Raw genomic sequence first — 18,247 nt, 5'->3', positions numbered from 1 at the left:
TCACCCCTCGTCCAGCAAACCCTTGGTGAGCACCGAGGCGTAGGTGGCGATTGCCGCGGCTGGATCGTCGAACCGCTCGGCCCAACGGCGCGCCTCGTATGCGCCGTTCAAGGTCGACATGATGATCTGGCTGGCGACCAGTGGATCGATCGCCCGCACCGAACCGTCCGCGATCCCGTCGATCAGCAGTCCGGCGAAGCGCCGCGCGAGCCGGTTGGAACGGGTGACGACATCCGCCTTGTGCTCGCTCTCCAGCGCTTGCAGCGCGGTTGTCCGCAGCAGCGGCATGGGGTCGAAGAACTGCAGGTCGAGCAGTTCCGCCAGAACGCTGGAAAGGCGCTGCCAGTAATCCTCGCCCGCCGAAAGCCCCGCCATCTGCGTCGCGGAAAGGCGATCGTAGCTTTCTTCGAAACAGGCGAGCACCAGGTCGTCCTTCGCCTGATGATGATGGTAGAAGCTGCCCTTGGTCACGTTGATCGCTTCCGCGATGCGGTTGACTGACGCACCGCGATAACCGCGCTGGTTGATCATTATCGTCGCAGCGCGAAGGAACGCGTCGTTCTGGCTGGTGTCCGCGCTCTCCTGCGTGCGCCACGGGCGATCCGCTATCGGCTGCGGCGACCAGCTGCCCCGCTGGGCCGGGAGACCGTAGCAGAGGATGTCGGTCATCCGCTCCTGCACGCGTGGGAAATCGAGCGAGGAATAGCGTAGCGACCATACCGGCCACCACATCACCGCTTCGAGGAGGATGTGCGACTTCGCGGAAACGAGCGCCCGGTTCTCGCCGGTTTTCGACCCGCCAAAGAAACCGCGAACGATGTCGACGATGGCGCGATACCGTTCCATCAAAGGCTCTTCCCGCTCCGCATCGAGCGTGCGGATTTCCGACAGCGCGACGAGCAGCCCGCGCTCACCCCGCCGGATGCGTTCGCGAAGTTCGACGTGCAGGGCGATGAACTTGCAGATCCGCGCGGTCGGATCGGCCTCCGCCAGAGCGGTCCGCGCGATCTCCTCCATCAGGTCGAGCGTCTCGTTATAAACGGCGACGACCAGCTCTTCCTTGCGGGAAAAGTAATAGGTGATGCTGGTGGCATTGAGCCCGATCGCGCGCGCCACTTCGGACAGGGTGGTGGCCTGCACGCCGACGTCGTTTATCAGCACCGACGCGGCGTGAATGATGGTGTCGCGCTTTTCGCCGAACCTCTTGGTCGAAGCCGTATTGCCGCTCATGGTCCCCTCGCCACTCGGCAGGCTGTCACGCGCGGGCCGGGCAATTATTCGCCCCTGCCGCGCATGGCAGATTGCAGTCAGAACATCGCAGCGAGATCCTTCTTCAGGATCTTGCCGTTCGCATTGCGCGGCAGCGTATCAGCCGAAAACACAATGCGCACCGGCACTTTGAACTTCGCCAGCCGATCCGCAACCCATTGTTGCAGTTCTTCCTCGCTCGCGCTGGTGCCCGGGGCGAGATGGACCACGGCGGCAGGCTCTTCACCGAGCTGCTGGTGCGGCAGGCCGATCAGTGCGGCATCCGTGACGGCCGGGTGGTCGTAGAGGACGTTCTCGACCTCGGACGAATAGATGTTTTCGCCCCCGCGGATGACCATGTCCTTCGCGCGGTCGGCGATGTAGCACCAGCCTTCCTCGTCCAGCCGGGCGAGATCGCCGGTCCGCACCCAGCCATCGACGAAGGTTTCCGCCGTCGCTTCGGGATTGTTCCAGTAGCCCTTCACGATCATCGGACCGCGCGCCCATAGTTCGCCCACCTCGCCGGTGGGAAGTTCGCGGGTGCCGTCTTCCGACATGATCTTCAGGTCGGCGACCGCAACCGGCGGGCCGCAGCTGTCGGGCCGGTTCAGGTAATCCTCGCTGGAATGCGAGGTGACCGTCGCCATCGTTTCGGTCATGCCCCAGCCGTTTCCGGGCAATGCCCCGAACACTTCGCGGATCTTCCGCACCAGTTCGGGTGCGGAAGGCGCGCCGCCATACGCGATCGCTTCCAGGCTGGAGAGATCGTATTTCGTGCGATCGGGATGTTCGATCAGCTGCCATGCGATGGTCGGAACGCCGCCGGTCGAATTGACCTTCTCGCGCTCGATAATCTGGAACGCTTCGACCGGGTCCCACTTGTGCATGAAGACCATCGTGTTGCCCGCCACGATGCCGCCCATCAGCCCGGCAGAGCAGGCGGTGACGTGGAACAGCGGGATAACCGTCAGCCCGGTCTTCGGGACCGGATCGGGCAATGCCTCGCCCCGCCGCATGACGGCGCAACTGCCGCTGTAGCCGCCCGACAGGATGTTCGTGGTCAGGTTGCGATGGGTGCCGAGCGCGCCCTTGGGCTTGCCGGTCGTGCCAGAGGTGTAGAAGATCGTCGCATCGTCATCGGGCGCGATGGAGACGTCTGGCAATTCCATATCCGGCAGACGCGCGAATTCATTGGGAGAGCCGATGATCGATTCAAGCGTCTCGGCTCCTTCGGGCGCGCCATCGGTCCGTGAGACCAGAACGGCCTTCAGGTTCGGTATTTCCGCCATGTGCGGCGCCACGCGTTCCCACCGCTCGGCATCGCAGATCAGCAGCTTGGTGCCCGAATTGTCGAGGCCGTAGGCAAGCTCCGCGCCGGTCCACCAGGCATTGAGCGGGACGCAGATCGCCCCGATGGTCACAGCCGCGAAAAACGCGACGGGCCATTCGGGCAGGTTCCGCATTGCCAGCGCGACGCGGTCGCCCTTCTGAACGCCACGCGCCTGGAGTTCATGGGCCAGCGTCGCCACGGCGCGGAACCAGGCGTCGTAAGTGACGCGCTCGTCCTCGTAGATGGTGAACTCGCGCTCGCCATGCGCGCGACCCGCCATCGCGATGACGCGCAGGTTCTGGGGCGCGTTCTTCCAGACACGGGTCGGGACGCCGCGGATGTCGACCGTTTCCATTTCGAACCTCGCGCCCGGCGCGGTCAGCAGTTCCCGACATTGCTCGCGGGTCATCGCCGGCCAGCCCTCGGGACGCACCCAGCCGATAGCCGAGGCGAGGTCTTTCACCTGTGTCGCCATGGTCAGAGTACCTCGAACAGGCCGGCCGCCCCCATGCCGCCGCCCACGCACATCGTGACGACAACGTATTTCGCGTTCTGTCGCTTGCCTTCGATCAGTGCGTGGCCGACGCAGCGCGCGCCGGTCATGCCGAAGGGGTGCCCGATGGAAACCGAGCCGCCATTGATGTTCAGCCGCTCGTCCGGAATGCCCAGCTTGTCCCGGCAGTAGAGCACCTGCACGGCGAAGGCTTCATTCAGCTCCCACACGCCGATGTCGTCGATCGAAAGGTCGAAGCGTTCGAGCAGCTTGGGAATTGCGAAGACCGGGCCGATGCCCATTTCATCCGGCTTCGTGCCCGCAACGGCCATGCCGACATATCGGCCCAGCGGCTGAAGGCCGCGCTTCTCGGCGAGGCTGGCTTCCATCAGCACGCTGGCGGAGGAGCCGTCGGCCAGCTGGCTGGCGTTGCCTGCGGTCACGGTATAGCCTTCGCCCATGACCGGTTTCAGGCTGGCGAGCCCTTCCAGCGTGGTGCCGGGGCGATTGCAGTCGTCCATGTCGATGGTGACGTCCTGCGTGGACGTTTCGCCGGTTTCCTTGTTCGTCACCGCCATCGTGGTGCTGACCGGAATGATCTCGTCCGACAGCTTGCCCGACGCCTGCGCCGCAGCAGTGCGTTGCTGCGACTGGAGCGAGTATTCGTCCTGCGCTTCGCGGCTGATGCCGTATCGCTTGGCGACCACTTCCGCCGTCCCGATCATGGGCATGAAGATGTCCGGGTGCATCTTCAGCAGTTCTTCGTCACGCGCCGGTGGGGTGCCGCCGCCGGAACGCAGAGAGGTAATCGATTCAAGACCGCCCGCGACGCACACGTCCATGCGGTCGACGATGATCTGCTTGGCTGCCGTGGCGATCGCCATCAGGCCGGAGGAACATTGGCGGTCGATCGTCATGCCAGCGACTTCGACCGGCAGGCCAGCGCGCAAAGCGACCTGGCGACCGATGTTGAAGCCCTGCGCCCCGCCCTGGCTGGCGGCGCCCATGATCACGTCGTCGATCTCCCCGCCTTCGACGCCTGCGCGTTCCACCGCGGCTTCGACCGACCATGAACCCAGCTGCACCGGATGCGTGGTATTGAAAGCGCCGCGGGCCGCCTTGGCGAGCGGCGTGCGGGCGGTGGATACGATGACGGCGTCACGCATGACTGAAAATCCTCTTCCCATGACAACAGGTGATTCTGCTTGCGGTTGTTAAGACAGAACAGGTAGCGCAACGCAAGGAGGTTCGCCCAAGTTTTGAATTTGAGGTATGAGGCCTTCCTTCTGTAGCAAAATGCTCTATCAGCAGCATTCAGAACAAAAGGTATGCCCCTCCACGCGAGGGGGAAGAGACGGATTGGGAGAGTGCATGGTTGAGCTGACGGATGCCTCGGCGCTGGGCTTTGACAGCGATCGGCTGCGCCGGATCGATTCCTTCCTGCAGGAACAATACGTCGACACCGGGCGGCTGAAGAACACGCAGGTCCTGGTCGCGCGCGAAGGCAAGCCGGTGCATTATTCGCACGCCGGTGTGTTGCGCGAAGATGGCACGCCAATGCGCGAAGATGCGCTGTTCCGCATCGCCAGCATGACCAAGCCGGTGACGTCTATCGCCTTCATGCAGCTGGTCGAACAGTGCAAGGTCGCGGTCGACGACCCGGTTGCGCGCGTGCTGCCCGAATTCGCCAGGTTGGGCGCTAATGGCGGCGGCGGTGGCTCGCTGCCCTTCGGTCCGATGAAGGCTGGCCAGCCCATGCGCTTCGTCGATCTTCTGACGCACATGAGCGGCCTGACCTACGGCTTCCAGAACCGATCGAGCATCGATGCGGCCTATCGCAAGGCCGAACTGGACATGTCGCGCCTCGCCTTCGATTCGGACGAATACATCGGCACGCTGTCCAGGATCCCGCTGGAATTCGAGCCGGGTTCGCGCTGGAACTATTCGGTCTCCACCGATGTCCTGGGCGTCGCGGTGGAGCGTTTGTCCGGTATGAAGCTGGGCGAGTATTTCCAGAAATACATCTTCGGCCCGCTCGGCATGGTCGACACCGGCTTCGACGTCGATCCGGCAAAGCAGGACCGGCTGGCCGACGCCTACGGCTATCGTCCCGGTGGTTCGCCACGCCTCGTGGACGAGGCCGCCAGTTCGCGCCTCGTCGAAGCGGCGAAGTTCCATTCCGGCGGCGGCGGGCTCGTCTCGACCATCGCGGACTATCACCGCTTCTGCGCCATGCTCGTCAACCGCGGCGAACTGGACGGCGCGCGCATCATCGCGCCCAAGACGCTCGACCTGATGACGGCCAATCACCTCCCCGGCGGCGCGGACCTCACTGAGATCAGCCAAAGTCTTTTCAGCGAAGCGAACAATGCCGGCACCGGCTTCGGCCTCGGCTTTGCCATGGTGATCGACCCGGCGAAGACGCTGATGCCCGCAAGCCTTGGCGAGTTCTACTGGGGCGGCGCCTATTCGACCGCGTTCTTCGTCGACCCGCTGGAGCAGGTCTCGATGGTCTTCATGACCCAGCTTTACCCCTCATCCACCTATCCCATCCGCCGACAGCTCAAGACGCTGATTTATTCGGCACTGACAGACAGCTACGCCTGAGAAGGAGACTCACGAAATGGCATCCCCCATCACCACGGAAAAGCATGGCAACGTCCTCGTCATCACCTCCGACAATCCGCCGGTCAACACGCTCGGCCAGGCCGTGCGCCAAGGCTTGAAGGAAGGGATCGAGCAGGCAAATGCCGATGACAGCGTCGAAGCGGTCGTGATCCGCTGCGACGGTCGGACCTTCTTCGCGGGCGCGGACATCACCGAATTCGGCAAGGCGCCGCGGGGGCCGAGCCTGCCCGAAGTGTGCGACGCGATCGAAGCGAGCGAGAAACCGGTCGTCGCCGCCATTCACGGCACGGCGCTGGGCGGCGGCTGCGAAGTCGCGCTTGGCTGCCACTACCGCGTGGCGGTGCCCTCGGCCAAGCTGGGCCTCCCCGAAGTGAAGCTCGGCCTGATTCCCGGTGCCGCCGGCACGCAGCGTCTGCCGCGCGTTGTCGGCGCCGAAGCCGCTTTGCCGATGGTCGCGATCGGCGATCCCATCTCCGCGAAGAAGGCACAGGACATTGGCCTGGTTGATCAGATCGTGGGCGAAGACAGCCTCGCCGCCGATGCCATCGCCTTTGCCCAGTCCAAGATCGGCCAGCCTGTTCCGCGCGCCAGCGAAGGCACAGCCAATCAGGACGGCGTTAAGAACCCCGACATCTTCGACGCCTTCCGCGCCAAGAACGGCCGCAAGATGCGCGGCTTCGACGCGCCCAACGCCGGAATCGAAGCGGTCAAGGCTGCAGGCGAGATGTCCTTCGCCGACGGGGTGAAGAAGGAACGCGAGCTCTTCGGCAAGCTGATGACCGGCACCCAGTCGCGCGCGATGCGCCACTACTTCTTTGCCGAGCGTGCCGCCAACAAGATCGACGACGTGCCCGCCGACACCCCGCTGATCCCGATCGAGAAGGTCGGCATCATCGGCGCCGGAACCATGGGCGGCGGCATCGCGATGAACTTTCTGTCCGCCGGCATCCCAGTCGTGATCCTCGAAATGAAACAGGATGCGCTCGACCGCGGCATGGGCGTAATGCGCAAGAATTACGAGAACACCGCCAAGCGCGGCCGCATGACGGGCGAGCAGGTCGAAGCTGCGATGGGCCGCCTGTCCGGCACGCTCGAATACGCGGACCTCGCCGATTGCGACCTCGTGATCGAAGCCGTGTACGAGAACATGGACGTGAAGAAAGAGGTCTTCACCACGCTCGACAACACGGTGAAACAGGGCGCTATCCTCGCTTCCAACACCAGCTATCTCGACATCGACGAGATTGCGGCTGTCACCGGCCGCCCCGGCTACGTGGTCGGCCTGCACTTCTTCTCGCCGGCCAATGTCATGAAGCTGCTGGAGATCGTGCGCGGCGAGAAAACCCGCGACGACGTGCTCGCCACATCGATGAAGCTGGCCAAGAAGATCGGCAAGATCGCCGCAGTGTCCGGCGTATGCCCCGGCTTCATCGGCAACCGCATGCTCAGCCCCCGCCAGCAGCAGGCCAATGCGCTGCTGATGGAAGGCGCGAACTACTGGGACATCGACGACGTCCTGCTCGAATTCGGCTTCCCCATGGGGCCGTTCCAGATGGGCGACCTCGCGGGAACGGACATCGGCTGGCACCGCGATCCCTCGAAGATCGAAACGATCCGCGATGCGCTCTGCGCGAAGGGTCGCTTCGGCCAGAAGGCGGGCAAGGGGTATTATGACTACGACGAGGCGCGCAACCGCACGCCTTCGGAAGAAACCAAGCAGATTATTGCCGATTTCGCCGCCGAGTCCGGCCAGGAACAGCGCGAGATCAGCAAGGACGAAATCCGCGAACGCCTGCTCTATCCGATGGTCAACGAAGGAGCCAAGATCCTCGACGAGAAGATGGCGCAGCGCGCCAGCGACATCGATGTGGTCTGGATCAACGGCTACGGCTGGCCGCTGTACACGGGCGGACCGATGTTCTGGGCGGACACGGTCGGGCTCGACAGGGTGGTCGAAGGCCTTGACAATTATGGCCTTCCCGTCAGCGACTACCTCAGGAACAAGGCCAAGGCGGGCGAAAGCTTCAATTGAGCTTTTGCCAGATCGTCGCGGTCGCAGGGAGAGTGTGATTTGACCAGCATAGCCAGCCAGGCGGCCGGGGGCGTTGACACCAGTGTCTCCCCCCGCGCCCGCAACGTCACCCTGTTCCTGCTGACCGCGACCTATTTCTTCAGTTACATGGACCGTCAGATACTGGCGATCCTGCTGGAGGACATAAAGGCCGACCTGCTGCTCAGCGATACGCAGCTCGGCCTGCTTTCGGGCCTCGCCTTCGCGATCTTCTACGCGACGCTCGGCATTCCGGTCGCATGGCTGGCCGACCGGGCAAACCGCGTGAACATCATCTCCGTCGCGCTGACGTTGTGGAGCGGGATGACTGCGGTCTGCGGCCTCGCGACCAACTTCTCGCAATTGCTCCTGGCGCGAATAGGCGTGGGAATTGGGGAGGCAGGCTCCAGCCCGCCCAGCCATTCGATCATCGCAGACATGTACCCGGCGGAAAAACGCGCGTTGGCGCTGTCGATCTATTCGCTCGGCGTTACACTGGGCGCTGCCGCGGGCCAAATTTTCGGCGGCAATCTTACCTACTTCTTCGACTGGCGCACGGCCTTCATCGCCATCGGACTGCCCGGCGTGTTGCTGGCGATCTTCGTCAAACTGTTCGCCACCGAACCGGCACGAAAGGCAGAACCGGGCGCGACCGACGAGGCGCAACATCCATCGGTGATGGACGGCTTCCGCTCCATCTTCTCGAACCGCGCGGCAGTGTGGCTGGTGGCGGGCGTCACCCTGACATCGATGATCGGATATGCTCTGACCGGGTGGACGCCGGCCTATCTTATCCGTGATTTCGGTATGAATACGCTTGAGGTCGGCAATATCGTCGCTCCGCTGCTTGCCATTGCGGGCGTCGCCAGCGGTCTTGGCAGCGGCTGGCTTGCCAACCGCCTGACGGAAAAGCACGGAATGCAGGCCCAGCCGCTGATGATCGCGGCCTTAAAGACTGCCGCCCTGCCCTTCCTCGTGCTGTTCTATGTCGTCGAGAACCAATGGTTCGCCGTGGGCATCTATTTCATCGCGGTGCTGTTCCAGTCATGCTATCTCGGCCCCACCTTCGCCATGATCCAGACGCTCGCGCCGCTCAAGATGCGCGCGGTCTGGGCCGCGGTGACGCTGCTCATCATCAACCTGATCGGCCTCGGCATCGGCCCGACGATGGTCGGCATCTTCTCCGACTTGCTGGAGCCGACCTATGGCGAACAATCGCTGCGCCATGCACTGCTGATCATCGCGCTGATGACGCCGATCGCGATCTTCTGCTACTGGCGCGCCAGCGTGGCGCTGCGGCACCAGGCGGCAACCGCAACAGCTTAGCCGACCAGGCATCATCAAGGGGGCGGGGCGCATTGAGCGCCCGCACCCTTTTGTTCAGGACGCCAAACGAATAGCCGCCTCTCGAACCATTGCTCCCGAACCCGAATTAGAATAGCGGGTATGCAAAAGGGATATGGGAGAGACGATGAGCCTGGACCTGCCAGCACTGCTTACCCCAAAGCCGTCGGGGACCGGCAGATGGATCGGATCGCCCGGCCCCGCCATGGGGCCGCGGCTGTTCGGCGGGCAGGCCGTGGCACAGGCGCTGATGGCCGCTTCGGCACAGGAATCCGGCGGCAAGCTGGCGCATTCGCTGCACTGCTATTTCCTCAAGGCCGGTATCGCGGACGAGCCGGTGATTTACGACGTTACCACGCTCAGCGAGGGGCGCAGCTTCGCCTCCCGACGGATCGAAGCCACGCAGAGCGATCAGGTGATCTTCACCATGGTCGCGTCGTTCCACACTCCCGAGCCGGGCTTTTCCCATCAGGAAACCGCACCGCTTCCGCTCGATTTCGAAGCCGCGCAGGCATCGCTGAAGGCTTGGGTTGCGAAGCACGAACAGGTCGCCAATTCCCCGCTGATAAGTCGCCTGCAAAACCGCCCGGTGGAAGTCATACCGCTCGATCCGGGCAGCCTGTTCGGTGGCCGTGCGCGCGAACCGCACACCGGGTCATGGGTGCGGATGCGCGATGCTGCCAATGCCGGCCCTGACATGCAGCGGGCGCTGCTGGCCTATGCCTCCGACATGATGCTGCTACGCAATGCCATGCTTCCACACGGCGTGCGCCCCGGCACCGATCAGATGCAGGTCGCCAGTCTCGATCATGCGGTATGGTTTCATGAAACGCCCGATTTCGACCAGTGGCACCTCTACGCCACCGGCAGCACCTGGGCCGGGCACGCTCGCGGAATGAACCACGGAACGCTGTTCGACCAGCAGGGTCGCATGATAGCCACCGTGCAGCAGGAGAGCCTGATGCGGCCACGCGGGGAGACGCTGGCGCGCCTGCAGGAAAGCGAGACCGCATGACCGACACGCCCACACCCTTCGCCGATCTCGACAGCGGTGCGCTGGAGGACTGGATTTCGGGGCAAATCGGCTCCGACACGCAGGTGAGCAGCATCACCAAGTTCGAAGGCGGGCAATCCAACCCGACATACCGCGTCGTCACCAGCGCTGGAGACATGGTGCTGCGACGCAAGCCCTTCGGCAAGCTGTTGCCATCGGCCCACGCGGTCGAGCGGGAGTATCGCCTGATCGACGCGCTCCATCCCACGGGCGTACCGGTCGCGAAGCCGATCGCCCTGTGCGACGATGCCGAGGTTATCGGCGCGCCATTCTACCTCATGGAAATGGTCACCGGTCGCACCTTCTGGAACGGCAGCCTGCCCGATTGTGCGCCCGAGGAGCGCGGCGCGATCTATCGCGCGATGATTGCCGCGCTCGCCAGGCTGCACGCGGTCGAACCAGTGGCCGTCGGCCTTGGCGATTACGGCGCGCCGGGCGATTACTTCGCGAGGCAGGTGGGCCGCTGGACGAAGCAGTATCGCGCCGCCGAAACGGAAGAAATCGCCGAGGTGGAGCGACTGATCGAATGGTTGCCCGCGACCATGCCGGTTCAGGACCGCACCTCGATCATCCACGGCGATTATCGCATCGACAACATGATCTACGCGCCGGACCGGCCGGAGATTCTCGCGATCATCGACTGGGAGCTGTCGACGCTCGGAGATCCGATGGCGGACTTCGCCTATCTCGCCATGAACTGGGCCATGCCCGCGGGCGAGCGCGGGGCGCAACTGGGCGGCCTTGACCTGCCTGCGCTGGGCATCCCGACGCTGGATCAGGCGACGCAGCAATATTGCGAGCTGACCGGGCGCACGTCCGTGCCCGATCTGAACTGGTACTTCGCCTTCAACCTGTTCCGCCTCGTCGGCATCATCCAGGGCATTCGCAAGCGCTCGCTCGAAGGCAACGCGTCCAACGCCAATGCCGCCGCCACGGGCGCGCGTATTGTCCCGCTGGCGCAGCAGGCCTGCGCCTTCGCCGACCGCGCCAGGACTTCGTGAAAGGGAGAGAACCCATGTCGCTATTCGACCTGACCGGCAAGACGGCCATCGTCACCGGTTCCAGCCGCGGAATCGGGCGGGCAATCGCGCAGGAGCTGGCCGCGCACGGCGCGCGCGTCGTCATTTCGAGCCGCAAGCAGGACGCCTGTGAAGAAGTCGCCGCGGCGATCAACGCCGGTTACGAGGAACCGCGCGCCATCGCGATTGCCGCCAGCATTTCCGACAAGGCCCAGCTCGAAGACTTGTTTGCCTGGACCCGGCAGCAGTTCGGCCCGGTCGACATCCTCATCTGCAACGCGGCGAGCAATCCGCATTACGGATCGATGGACAGCATTTCCGACGAGCAATTCCGCAAGGTGCTCGACAACAACATCCTGTCCAACCACTGGCTGATGCAGCTCGCGCTTCCCGACATGCGGGCCAGCGGCGACGGCGCGATCGTGGTTATCAGCTCCATCGGGGGGCTGCGCGGCTCGACCTCGATCGGGGCGTATAACGTTTCCAAGGCGGCGGATTTCCAGCTGGTGCGCAATTACGCAGTCGAGAACGGCCAGCACGGTGTGCGGATAAATGCCATTGCGCCGGGTCTGGTGAAAACGGACTTTGCCAAGGCCCTGTGGGAGAACCCGAAGGCACTGGAGGAGACCGAAGCACGTCTGCCGATGCGGCGGATTGGCGAGCCTCGCGATATCGCGGGTGCGGCGGTCTATCTTTCCAGCCCGGCGGCAAAATGGACCACCGGCCAGATGGTCGTGGTCGACGGAGGAGCAACGATATGAGCGGACGTCTGGAAGGCAAGATTGCCATAGTGACCGGTGCGGGCAGCGGGATCGGCCGCGCCAGCGCGCGCCTGTTCGCAGCCGAAGGCGCGAAGGTCGTGCTGTTCGACAAGACCGATGCCGTGACCGCCGTCGCGCAAGACATTGCTGCTACCGGGGCGCGCGCAGTAGCGATGATCGGCGATGCCGGCGAGGAAGGCGATGTCGCAGCGCTGGTAGCCAGGGCACAGAGCGAATTCGGCGGGCTCCACGTGATGTTCGCGAACGCTGGTATTACCGGCGGTGTGCGCGGCGGGTTCTTCGATGCCACGCCGGAACACTGGGCCGAGGTTCTGCGGGTCAACCTGATTGGCCCGTTCCTGGCAGTGAAGCACGCCGCCGGCGCAATCCGAGACAGCGGGGGCGGCGCGATCGTCTGCACCGCCTCGGTCGCGGGGCTTCGTTCCGGCGCGGGACCGGCACAATATTCCGCGAGCAAGGCGGGCGTAATCAACCTCGTTCAGACGGCAGCGCAGCAGCTCGCCGGGACCGGAGTTCGCGTCAACGCCGTGCTGCCCGGCCTGACCGAAACCGGCATGACCAAGCCGATGTACGACGGCGCGCGCGCCGCCGGGAAGGAAGACCGCATCGGTCAGCTCAATCCGCTGCTGCGTGGCGGCGAACCGGAGGAAATCGCCGCTGCCGCGCTGTTCCTTGCCAGTGACGATGCCAGTTACGTCAACGGGCAGGCTCTTGCCGCCGATGGGGGACTGTCGAGCTCGCACCCGACCAGCCGTCCGCCGGGCGATCCCAACCGCCCCAGTTCGTGAAACCATCAGGCGGCGATTGCCGTACGCCTCACCGCCAGCCCGGCCAGGAACTGTTCGGTCGCAGCCGCCCAGCTAAAGCTCGCACCGTATTGCGCGCACGCATGGCGGTCGAGCGTCAGCGCGCATTGCACCGCTTCGCGCAGGTCCGGACTGATGGTGCCCACGCGCGGCGTCAGCACGTCGCGAGGCCCGGCGACGTCGAATCCCGCCACCGGCGTGCCGCAGGCGAGCGCCTCCGCCATGACGAGCCCGAACGTGTCGGTCAGGCTGGGAAAGACGAACACGTCCGCCGCGCGGTAGGCGCTGGCGAGTTCCTCGCCCCGTAGGACGCCGAGGAAGCGCGCGTCGGGGTGGCGGCGCTGCAATTCTGCACGTTGCGGTCCGTCGCCGACCACCACCTTGGTCCCCGGCATTTGCAGCGACAGGAAAGCATCGAGGTTCTTTTCTACCGCCACGCGACCGACGTAGAGCATGACCGGATCGGGCAGCCGCGTCATCGCGGGATGGCGCCCGCCGTCGGGATGAAAGGTCGCAAGGTCGACGCCCCGCCCCCACCGGTGAAGCGGCCCGATGCCGCGGCTCGACAAGTCCTGAGCCAGCGTTTCGGTGGCGCAGAATACGGCCTGTGACGCGCGATGGAACCGCTGGATGAGCGGCCAGAAGACGCCGGCGGGCAAATGCGTTCGCTCCGCCGCGTAGTCGGGGAAATGCGTGTGGAAGGCGCTCGTGAACGGCATGCCTCCGCGTACCGCCCACGCGCGCGCGGCGAAGCCCAGCGGCCCCTCCGTGGCGATGTGGAGGGCATCCGGACCGAACCCCTCGATCATCGCGCCGATCCGGTGGCGCCCCGCCAAGGCAAGGCGGATTTCGGGATAGGACGGACATGGCAGGGAGCGGAAGCGATTGGGGCCGATCACTTCCACCGTGTGCCCCCGTCCGCGCAGTTCGGCGCAGGTCGCCTCCAGCGTACGGACGACGCCGTTGACCTGCGGCTGCCATGCGTCGGTGACGATACAGATCCGCATCACGCGACCTCCTGCAGGGGCGCTTCTGCCGGGGCGCGGGCCGCGATCTCGCTCGGCCAGTGGAGCACTTCCATCTGCCCGTCGTCATGTTCGACCAGCGCAGTGCAGCTTTCGACCCAGTCGCCATCGTTGTAATAGGCGACGCCGTCGAATTCGCGCATCTCGGCTGTATGGATGTGCCCGCAGACCACGCCATCGACACGGCGCTTGCGCGCGGCTGAGGCGACCACCTCCTCGAATTGCGAGATGAAGGCGACGGCGTCCTTCACCTTGTGCTTGGCATGAGCGGAAAGCGACCAGTACGGCAGGTCGAACCTGCGGCGCACCGCGTTGACCAGCACGTTCACTCGCAGAAGCAGGGTGTAGGCCGCGTCACCGAGGAAGGCCAGCCAACGCTTCGACAGCATGATCGCGTCGAACTCGTCGCCGTGCAGCACCAGCAGTCGCCGCCCGTCGGCTGTTTCGTGAATGGCAGAGCGGCGAATTTCGACCCCGCCGAAACTCGTGCCGGAGAACTGCCGGAACATCTCGTCGTGATTGCCGGGAATGTAGGTGACTGCGGTGCCGCCCTTCGCCTTCTTCATGATCCGGCGCAGGATCGCGTTGTGCCGTTCGGGCCAGTAGAACTTCTTCTTCATCCGCCAGCCGTCGATCATGTCGCCCACCAGATACAGCCGGTCGCTGTCGCAGTGGTCGAGAAAGTCGAGCAGCAGCTCCGCGTTGCAGCCGCGGGTGCCGAGGTGGACGTCGGATATCCAGATCGTGCGATAGTGCCGCCGCGGCGCGCCCGATGGGCCGATGCGCCGGTCCGTTTTCGACAACTGCTTGAAATCGGGGGCAGCTTTGCGCTGCGGCAGCGGGACGATTCGATTGAGCATTGCGCGACACCTCCCTGTCGAACCCAGCGCTAGGGAGCGATTGTGACGAAGCGAATCGCATGTGACAGCTTGGTGAAACGCCGCACGGTAGCTACCCGGCCCCTTCCCGTGGATGATCCAAAGGGCGAACATGACGGGCGTCGGGCACCATGCTAGGCCGCGCCATGGCCGAAACGAGCACAGACAACAGCGGCAGGACGCGAAGGTTCGAGCGCAAGCGGGAGGACATCATCCTTGCCGCATCGCAGCTCATCAACGAGGTCGGCGTGCGTGGCATGACCTTCCTCGACGTTGCCAATCGGGTCGGGCTGACCACCACCAGCGTGACCTATTATTTCCAGAAGAAGGACCTGCTGGCAGAAGCCGCCTTCGGCTATGCGCTCGACCACCTGGAGGCGATCGTCGAAGAAGCGGGCGCCATGCCCACCCCGCAGGAGCGTGTGGCCCGGGTGCTGGAACTGGAGCTGGACGACTGGGCCGCCCGGCGCGCGGGCAAGAGTTCACGGCGCGCGCAGCTTTCGGAGATTCGCACGCTCGACGATCCCGTCCGCACGCGGCTGAGCAGGCGGTTTGTCGCCATCGTGCGCCGGATGCGCGATTTCTTCGGGCCGGAGAATACGGCAGAACAGAAGACCGCCAATCTCGTGCGGGCGCACGTGCTGATGGAAAACCTGTTCTGGCTGCCGACCTGGCTGCCGAATTACTCATCATGGGAATTTGCGCGGGTCCACCACTACATGATGGACCTGCTGACCAATGGCATCGCCGGAAAGGGCGGCAGCTGGAACCCGCGCCCGCTGGAAGAACGGGCGCCTGACGCTGGGGAGTCGATGCAGGGTGGTGAGACGTTCCTTTCCGCCGCCACGCGGCTCATCAACACGCTTGGTTATCGCGGCGCATCGGTGAACCGCATCGCGTCGGAACTGAAGCTGACCAAGGGCAGCTTCTATCACTACCTCGAAAGCAAGGACGAGCTGGTCGTACGCTGCTTCCAGCGCACCTATGACCGGGTTTCCTTCCTTCAGCAAAGCGCGCGGACACTGGACGTGCCAATGCGCGATGCGCTCGCCTCGGTGCTGGAAAAGCTGCTGGAAATCCAGTTCCGCGGCGATCTTCCGCTGCTGCGCTTTTCCAACCTTCATGCGCTGCCTCCCGATCCGGGGCGGCAGGTGACGGCCAAGGCTTCGCGGATCGCGCGCCGCCACGCGGCGATGCTGACGGACGGAATGGCGGACGGTTCGATCCGTCCGCTCGACGCTGCCATCGCCGGGAGGATGATCTCGGTCGCGGTCAATTCGGCGCTGGTGCTGCGCGGGTTCGCGCTGGAACGCTATCCGACCGCGCCCGCCCATTACGGGCGGATCCTCGCGCACGGAATGTTCGACTAGCGGTCCACGGCTCGTGATGAAACGAGAGCAGCGGAAGCTCGTTGCCGCATTCGCCTGTTGTCTTGCCGGGATCGTCGGCTCACTGTGGCGTTCACCACCCAGATCGCGCAGCGCTGCGTCGTTTCGGGCAGCCAGCTCGATTTCCGCCCCAGATCGTTTCCCGAGGACCTATGACGATGACCGAGAACCAACCGCGCAAGCTGGTCGACCGCATGGTGCAGCCGGTGGGCCTCGGATGCATGAACCTCAACTGGGCCTACGGCGACCCGCCCGAACACGCGGAACGCGTGCGCCTGCTGAACGAGGCGCTCGACCTCGGCTACGACCATCTCGACACCGCCAGCATCTACGGCGTCGGCGCGAATGAGGAACTGATCAACGAGGCAGTAATGCATCGCCGCGACGAGTTCCTGCTGGCCAGCAAGTGCGGCATCAAGATCGAGGGGCGCAACCGCTCCATCGACTGCTCGCCGCAATCGATCGCGACCACGCTGGACGAAAGCCTGAAGCGGCTCGGCACCGATACGATCGACCTCTATTACATGCACCGCTTCGATCCGAAGGTGCCGATAGCCGACAGCGTCGGCGCAATGTCGCGAGCAATCGAACAGGGCAAGATTCGCAGCTACGGCGTGTCCGAATGGAGCGCGGCGCATATCCGCGAAGCCCACGCGATCGCGCCGATGGCGGCGGTGCAGACCGAATACTCGCTCTGGACGCGAAATCCGGAACTCGGCGTGCTGGAGACAACCAGCGAACTCGGCATCGCCTTCGTCGCCTTCTCCCCGGTCGGTCGCGGAGCGCTGGCCGGTGGATTGAGCGACCCCGAGACGCTGGGCCAGCAGGACATCCGTCGCACCATGCCGCGTTTCAGCGCCGACCACTGGCCCGCAAACCGCGCGCTGATCGCGCATTTCGATGCAGTTGCGACGCGCGAGGGGATGACCCCCGCGCAACTCGCACTAGCATGGCTGCTGGCACGCAACGATCACGTCCATGTCATTCCCGGCACCAAGGACATCGACCACATGCGCGAGAACTTCGCTGCCCGGGCCATCGCGCCGGGCGATGCCGTGCTGGAAGAGGTCGACGCGCTCATCAACCAGCAGACCGTTTCCGGCCACCGCTATTCCGATGCCATGAATGCCTCGATCGATACCGAAGACTACGGCTAGGCCAGCGCAAGCACTCCGGTGAGGATGTGGCGCACCAAGTCGACCTGTCCGCGCGCGCCGGTCTTCGCATAGATTTTCTTCGAATAGTTTCGCGCCGTTTCCACCGTCAGCCGATGCGCACGGGCGGCCTCCGCGATAGTCAGCCCCTGCGCCATCGACCACGCGAGCCTTGCCTCCGACGGGGTGAGGCCGAACAGTTCGACAAGTTGCTCGTGCCGCCCGGCCAGCGTCGAGCCATCGCCGCTGAGATATACCGCCGCCACCGCACCGCTTTCGGCGGAGCGGATCGGAACCACCAGCATGTCCGTCCACGGATCGCGCGACAAGGGAACTGCGCGCGGGCGGGCGTGAGGATCGGCGGCAAATCCGGCGACGAGGCCGGTCAGCTTGCGTTCTATCGCCGACGAGCGCGGCACCAGCCGCCCGCCGGCGCCCCGCGTCAGTTCGCCCGAACGCTGCATCATGCGTTCCGCCTGCGGGTCGCAATCGAGGATGCGGCCCCCGGCGTCGAGCGTGATCCAGCCGAAATTCATCCGGGCGAGCGTGTCTGCGCTCATCTGCGAGCGGGCGCGTTCCTGCTCCAGCGCGGCGAAGACCCGGAGCGCGGTGGCCAGGTGCGGAAGCAGCGCGACCATGAGATTGGCGACGTCCGGGCCGATCGCGCGCTCTCCTGCCAGCACGAACATGGATTGCAGTTCCGCCCCGTCCCGCAGCACGACTGCCCGCAGGCTGGCCTCCGACCCGCCCGGCACGTCGAGCAATTCGGACAAGGTGTAGACCCGGCCCGTCCGGAAGCTTTCGATGCGGGACTGCAAGGCCGCGGGCCACTCGCCCAGCGGATTTGCCGGCCAGACACCGGACGTCGTTTCGTGCCCGAACCCCACACCGGTCCGACCTATCGCCAGTCCGGCGAACCCCGCGCCCGACGCGCGGCGCAGGCGATCGAGGAAAGTCTGAAACAGGGGCTGCTCGAACATTCCCTCGTGCAAGGGGACGAGCAGGTCCGTTTCGCCGAGATTGGGAACGCGCATGGATTTTCTTTATC

Annotated in this window: 15 protein-coding genes; 9 read left to right on the top strand and 6 right to left on the bottom strand. The window is 64.7% G+C overall.

Features of this window, described 5'->3' with window-relative positions; translation table 11 throughout:
• The 3 genes from ACXYN8_RS08560 to ACXYN8_RS08550 form a co-directional block, all read right to left on the bottom strand.
• Positions 1–1,230: a TetR/AcrR family transcriptional regulator gene (locus tag ACXYN8_RS08560; RefSeq protein WP_458889006.1), complete on the bottom strand. Its 1,230-nt coding sequence runs from the start codon at positions 1,228–1,230 to the stop codon at positions 1–3.
• 77 nt (positions 1,231–1,307) lie between these two features.
• Entirely contained in the window at positions 1,308–3,053 is a 1,746-nt protein-coding gene (locus tag ACXYN8_RS08555) for a class I adenylate-forming enzyme family protein (RefSeq protein ID WP_458889005.1), read from the bottom strand.
• 2 nt (positions 3,054–3,055) lie between these two features.
• Positions 3,056–4,237: an acetyl-CoA C-acyltransferase gene (locus tag ACXYN8_RS08550; protein ID WP_458889004.1), complete on the bottom strand. Its 1,182-nt coding sequence runs from the start codon at positions 4,235–4,237 to the stop codon at positions 3,056–3,058.
• A 205-nt stretch (positions 4,238–4,442) separates the two neighbouring features.
• Between ACXYN8_RS08550 and ACXYN8_RS08545 the strand changes: the two genes are divergently transcribed.
• The 7 genes from ACXYN8_RS08545 to ACXYN8_RS08515 all read left to right on the top strand — a co-directional run bounded on the left by ACXYN8_RS08545 (position 4,443) and on the right by ACXYN8_RS08515 (position 12,736).
• Positions 4,443–5,678, top strand: coding sequence for a serine hydrolase domain-containing protein (locus tag ACXYN8_RS08545; RefSeq protein WP_458889003.1), 1,236 nt, complete (start codon positions 4,443–4,445; stop codon positions 5,676–5,678).
• Between the two features lie 16 nt (positions 5,679–5,694).
• The gene (locus ACXYN8_RS08540) at positions 5,695–7,731 is read left to right on the top strand and encodes a 3-hydroxyacyl-CoA dehydrogenase NAD-binding domain-containing protein (protein WP_458889002.1); all 2,037 of its coding nucleotides are present in this window, start codon (positions 5,695–5,697) and stop codon (positions 7,729–7,731) included.
• Positions 7,732–7,770: 39 nt separating this feature from the next.
• Positions 7,771–9,075, top strand: a complete 1,305-nt coding sequence (locus ACXYN8_RS08535; RefSeq protein WP_458889001.1) for a spinster family MFS transporter — start codon at positions 7,771–7,773, stop codon at positions 9,073–9,075.
• 145 nt (positions 9,076–9,220) lie between these two features.
• Positions 9,221–10,108, top strand: coding sequence for an acyl-CoA thioesterase (locus tag ACXYN8_RS08530; RefSeq protein WP_458889000.1), 888 nt, complete (start codon positions 9,221–9,223; stop codon positions 10,106–10,108).
• Complete coding sequence (locus ACXYN8_RS08525; protein ID WP_458888999.1) at positions 10,105–11,148, top strand: phosphotransferase family protein; 1,044 nt, start codon at positions 10,105–10,107, stop codon at positions 11,146–11,148. The genes ACXYN8_RS08530 and ACXYN8_RS08525 overlap by 4 nt, the downstream gene beginning before the upstream one ends.
• A gap of 14 nt (positions 11,149–11,162) precedes the next feature.
• Entirely contained in the window at positions 11,163–11,927 is a 765-nt protein-coding gene (locus tag ACXYN8_RS08520) for an SDR family NAD(P)-dependent oxidoreductase (RefSeq protein WP_458888997.1), read from the top strand.
• On the top strand, positions 11,924–12,736 hold the full coding sequence (locus ACXYN8_RS08515) for an SDR family NAD(P)-dependent oxidoreductase (protein ID WP_458888996.1): 813 nt from the start codon (positions 11,924–11,926) through the stop codon (positions 12,734–12,736). Before ACXYN8_RS08520 ends, ACXYN8_RS08515 begins: the two co-directional genes overlap by 4 nt.
• Before the next feature lie 5 nt (positions 12,737–12,741).
• Here ACXYN8_RS08515 and ACXYN8_RS08510 read toward each other — a convergent pair whose 3' ends face one another.
• On the bottom strand, positions 12,742–13,761 hold the full coding sequence (locus tag ACXYN8_RS08510) for a glycosyltransferase family 4 protein (protein ID WP_458888995.1): 1,020 nt from the start codon (positions 13,759–13,761) through the stop codon (positions 12,742–12,744).
• A complete protein-coding gene (locus tag ACXYN8_RS08505) occupies positions 13,761–14,639 on the bottom strand; it encodes a UDP-2,3-diacylglucosamine diphosphatase (RefSeq protein WP_458888994.1) in 879 nt (292 codons plus the stop codon). The genes ACXYN8_RS08510 and ACXYN8_RS08505 overlap by 1 nt, the downstream gene beginning before the upstream one ends.
• 164 nt (positions 14,640–14,803) lie before the next feature.
• Between ACXYN8_RS08505 and ACXYN8_RS08500 the strand changes: the two genes are divergently transcribed.
• A complete protein-coding gene (locus ACXYN8_RS08500) occupies positions 14,804–16,027 on the top strand; it encodes a TetR/AcrR family transcriptional regulator (RefSeq protein WP_458888993.1) in 1,224 nt (407 codons plus the stop codon).
• Between the two features lie 176 nt (positions 16,028–16,203).
• Positions 16,204–17,202: an aldo/keto reductase gene (locus ACXYN8_RS08495; RefSeq protein WP_458888992.1), complete on the top strand. Its 999-nt coding sequence runs from the start codon at positions 16,204–16,206 to the stop codon at positions 17,200–17,202.
• Here ACXYN8_RS08495 and ACXYN8_RS08490 read toward each other — a convergent pair.
• Positions 17,199–18,233: a helix-turn-helix transcriptional regulator gene (locus tag ACXYN8_RS08490; RefSeq protein ID WP_458888991.1), complete on the bottom strand. Its 1,035-nt coding sequence runs from the start codon at positions 18,231–18,233 to the stop codon at positions 17,199–17,201. The two genes, ACXYN8_RS08495 and ACXYN8_RS08490, sit on opposite strands and share 4 nt — an antisense overlap.
• Between the last annotated feature and the right edge of the window lie 14 nt (positions 18,234–18,247).

It is taken from the genome of Altererythrobacter sp. CAU 1778, from assembly GCF_054482795.1.
Note: the sequence above shows the minus strand (reverse complement) of the source record. Positions and strands in the feature narration are given on the sequence as shown.

Excerpts from the sequence above, each read along its gene's own strand:
- ACXYN8_RS08560 (WP_458889006.1), bottom strand. The coding sequence starts at position 1,230 with ATGAGCGGCAATACGGCTTCGACCAAGAGGTTCGGCGAAAAGCGCGAC.
- ACXYN8_RS08555 (WP_458889005.1), bottom strand. The coding sequence starts at position 3,053 with ATGGCGACACAGGTGAAAGACCTCGCCTCGGCTATCGGCTGGGTGCGT.
- ACXYN8_RS08550 (WP_458889004.1), bottom strand. The coding sequence starts at position 4,237 with ATGCGTGACGCCGTCATCGTATCCACCGCCCGCACGCCGCTCGCCAAG.
- ACXYN8_RS08545 (WP_458889003.1), top strand. The coding sequence starts at position 4,443 with ATGGTTGAGCTGACGGATGCCTCGGCGCTGGGCTTTGACAGCGATCGG.
- ACXYN8_RS08540 (WP_458889002.1), top strand. The coding sequence starts at position 5,695 with ATGGCATCCCCCATCACCACGGAAAAGCATGGCAACGTCCTCGTCATC.
- ACXYN8_RS08530 (WP_458889000.1), top strand. The coding sequence starts at position 9,221 with ATGAGCCTGGACCTGCCAGCACTGCTTACCCCAAAGCCGTCGGGGACC.
- ACXYN8_RS08525 (WP_458888999.1), top strand. The coding sequence starts at position 10,105 with ATGACCGACACGCCCACACCCTTCGCCGATCTCGACAGCGGTGCGCTG.
- ACXYN8_RS08520 (WP_458888997.1), top strand. The coding sequence starts at position 11,163 with ATGTCGCTATTCGACCTGACCGGCAAGACGGCCATCGTCACCGGTTCC.
- ACXYN8_RS08515 (WP_458888996.1), top strand. The coding sequence starts at position 11,924 with ATGAGCGGACGTCTGGAAGGCAAGATTGCCATAGTGACCGGTGCGGGC.
- ACXYN8_RS08510 (WP_458888995.1), bottom strand. The coding sequence starts at position 13,761 with ATGCGGATCTGTATCGTCACCGACGCATGGCAGCCGCAGGTCAACGGC.
- ACXYN8_RS08505 (WP_458888994.1), bottom strand. The coding sequence starts at position 14,639 with ATGCTCAATCGAATCGTCCCGCTGCCGCAGCGCAAAGCTGCCCCCGAT.
- ACXYN8_RS08500 (WP_458888993.1), top strand. The coding sequence starts at position 14,804 with ATGGCCGAAACGAGCACAGACAACAGCGGCAGGACGCGAAGGTTCGAG.
- ACXYN8_RS08495 (WP_458888992.1), top strand. The coding sequence starts at position 16,204 with ATGACCGAGAACCAACCGCGCAAGCTGGTCGACCGCATGGTGCAGCCG.
- ACXYN8_RS08490 (WP_458888991.1), bottom strand. The coding sequence starts at position 18,233 with ATGCGCGTTCCCAATCTCGGCGAAACGGACCTGCTCGTCCCCTTGCAC.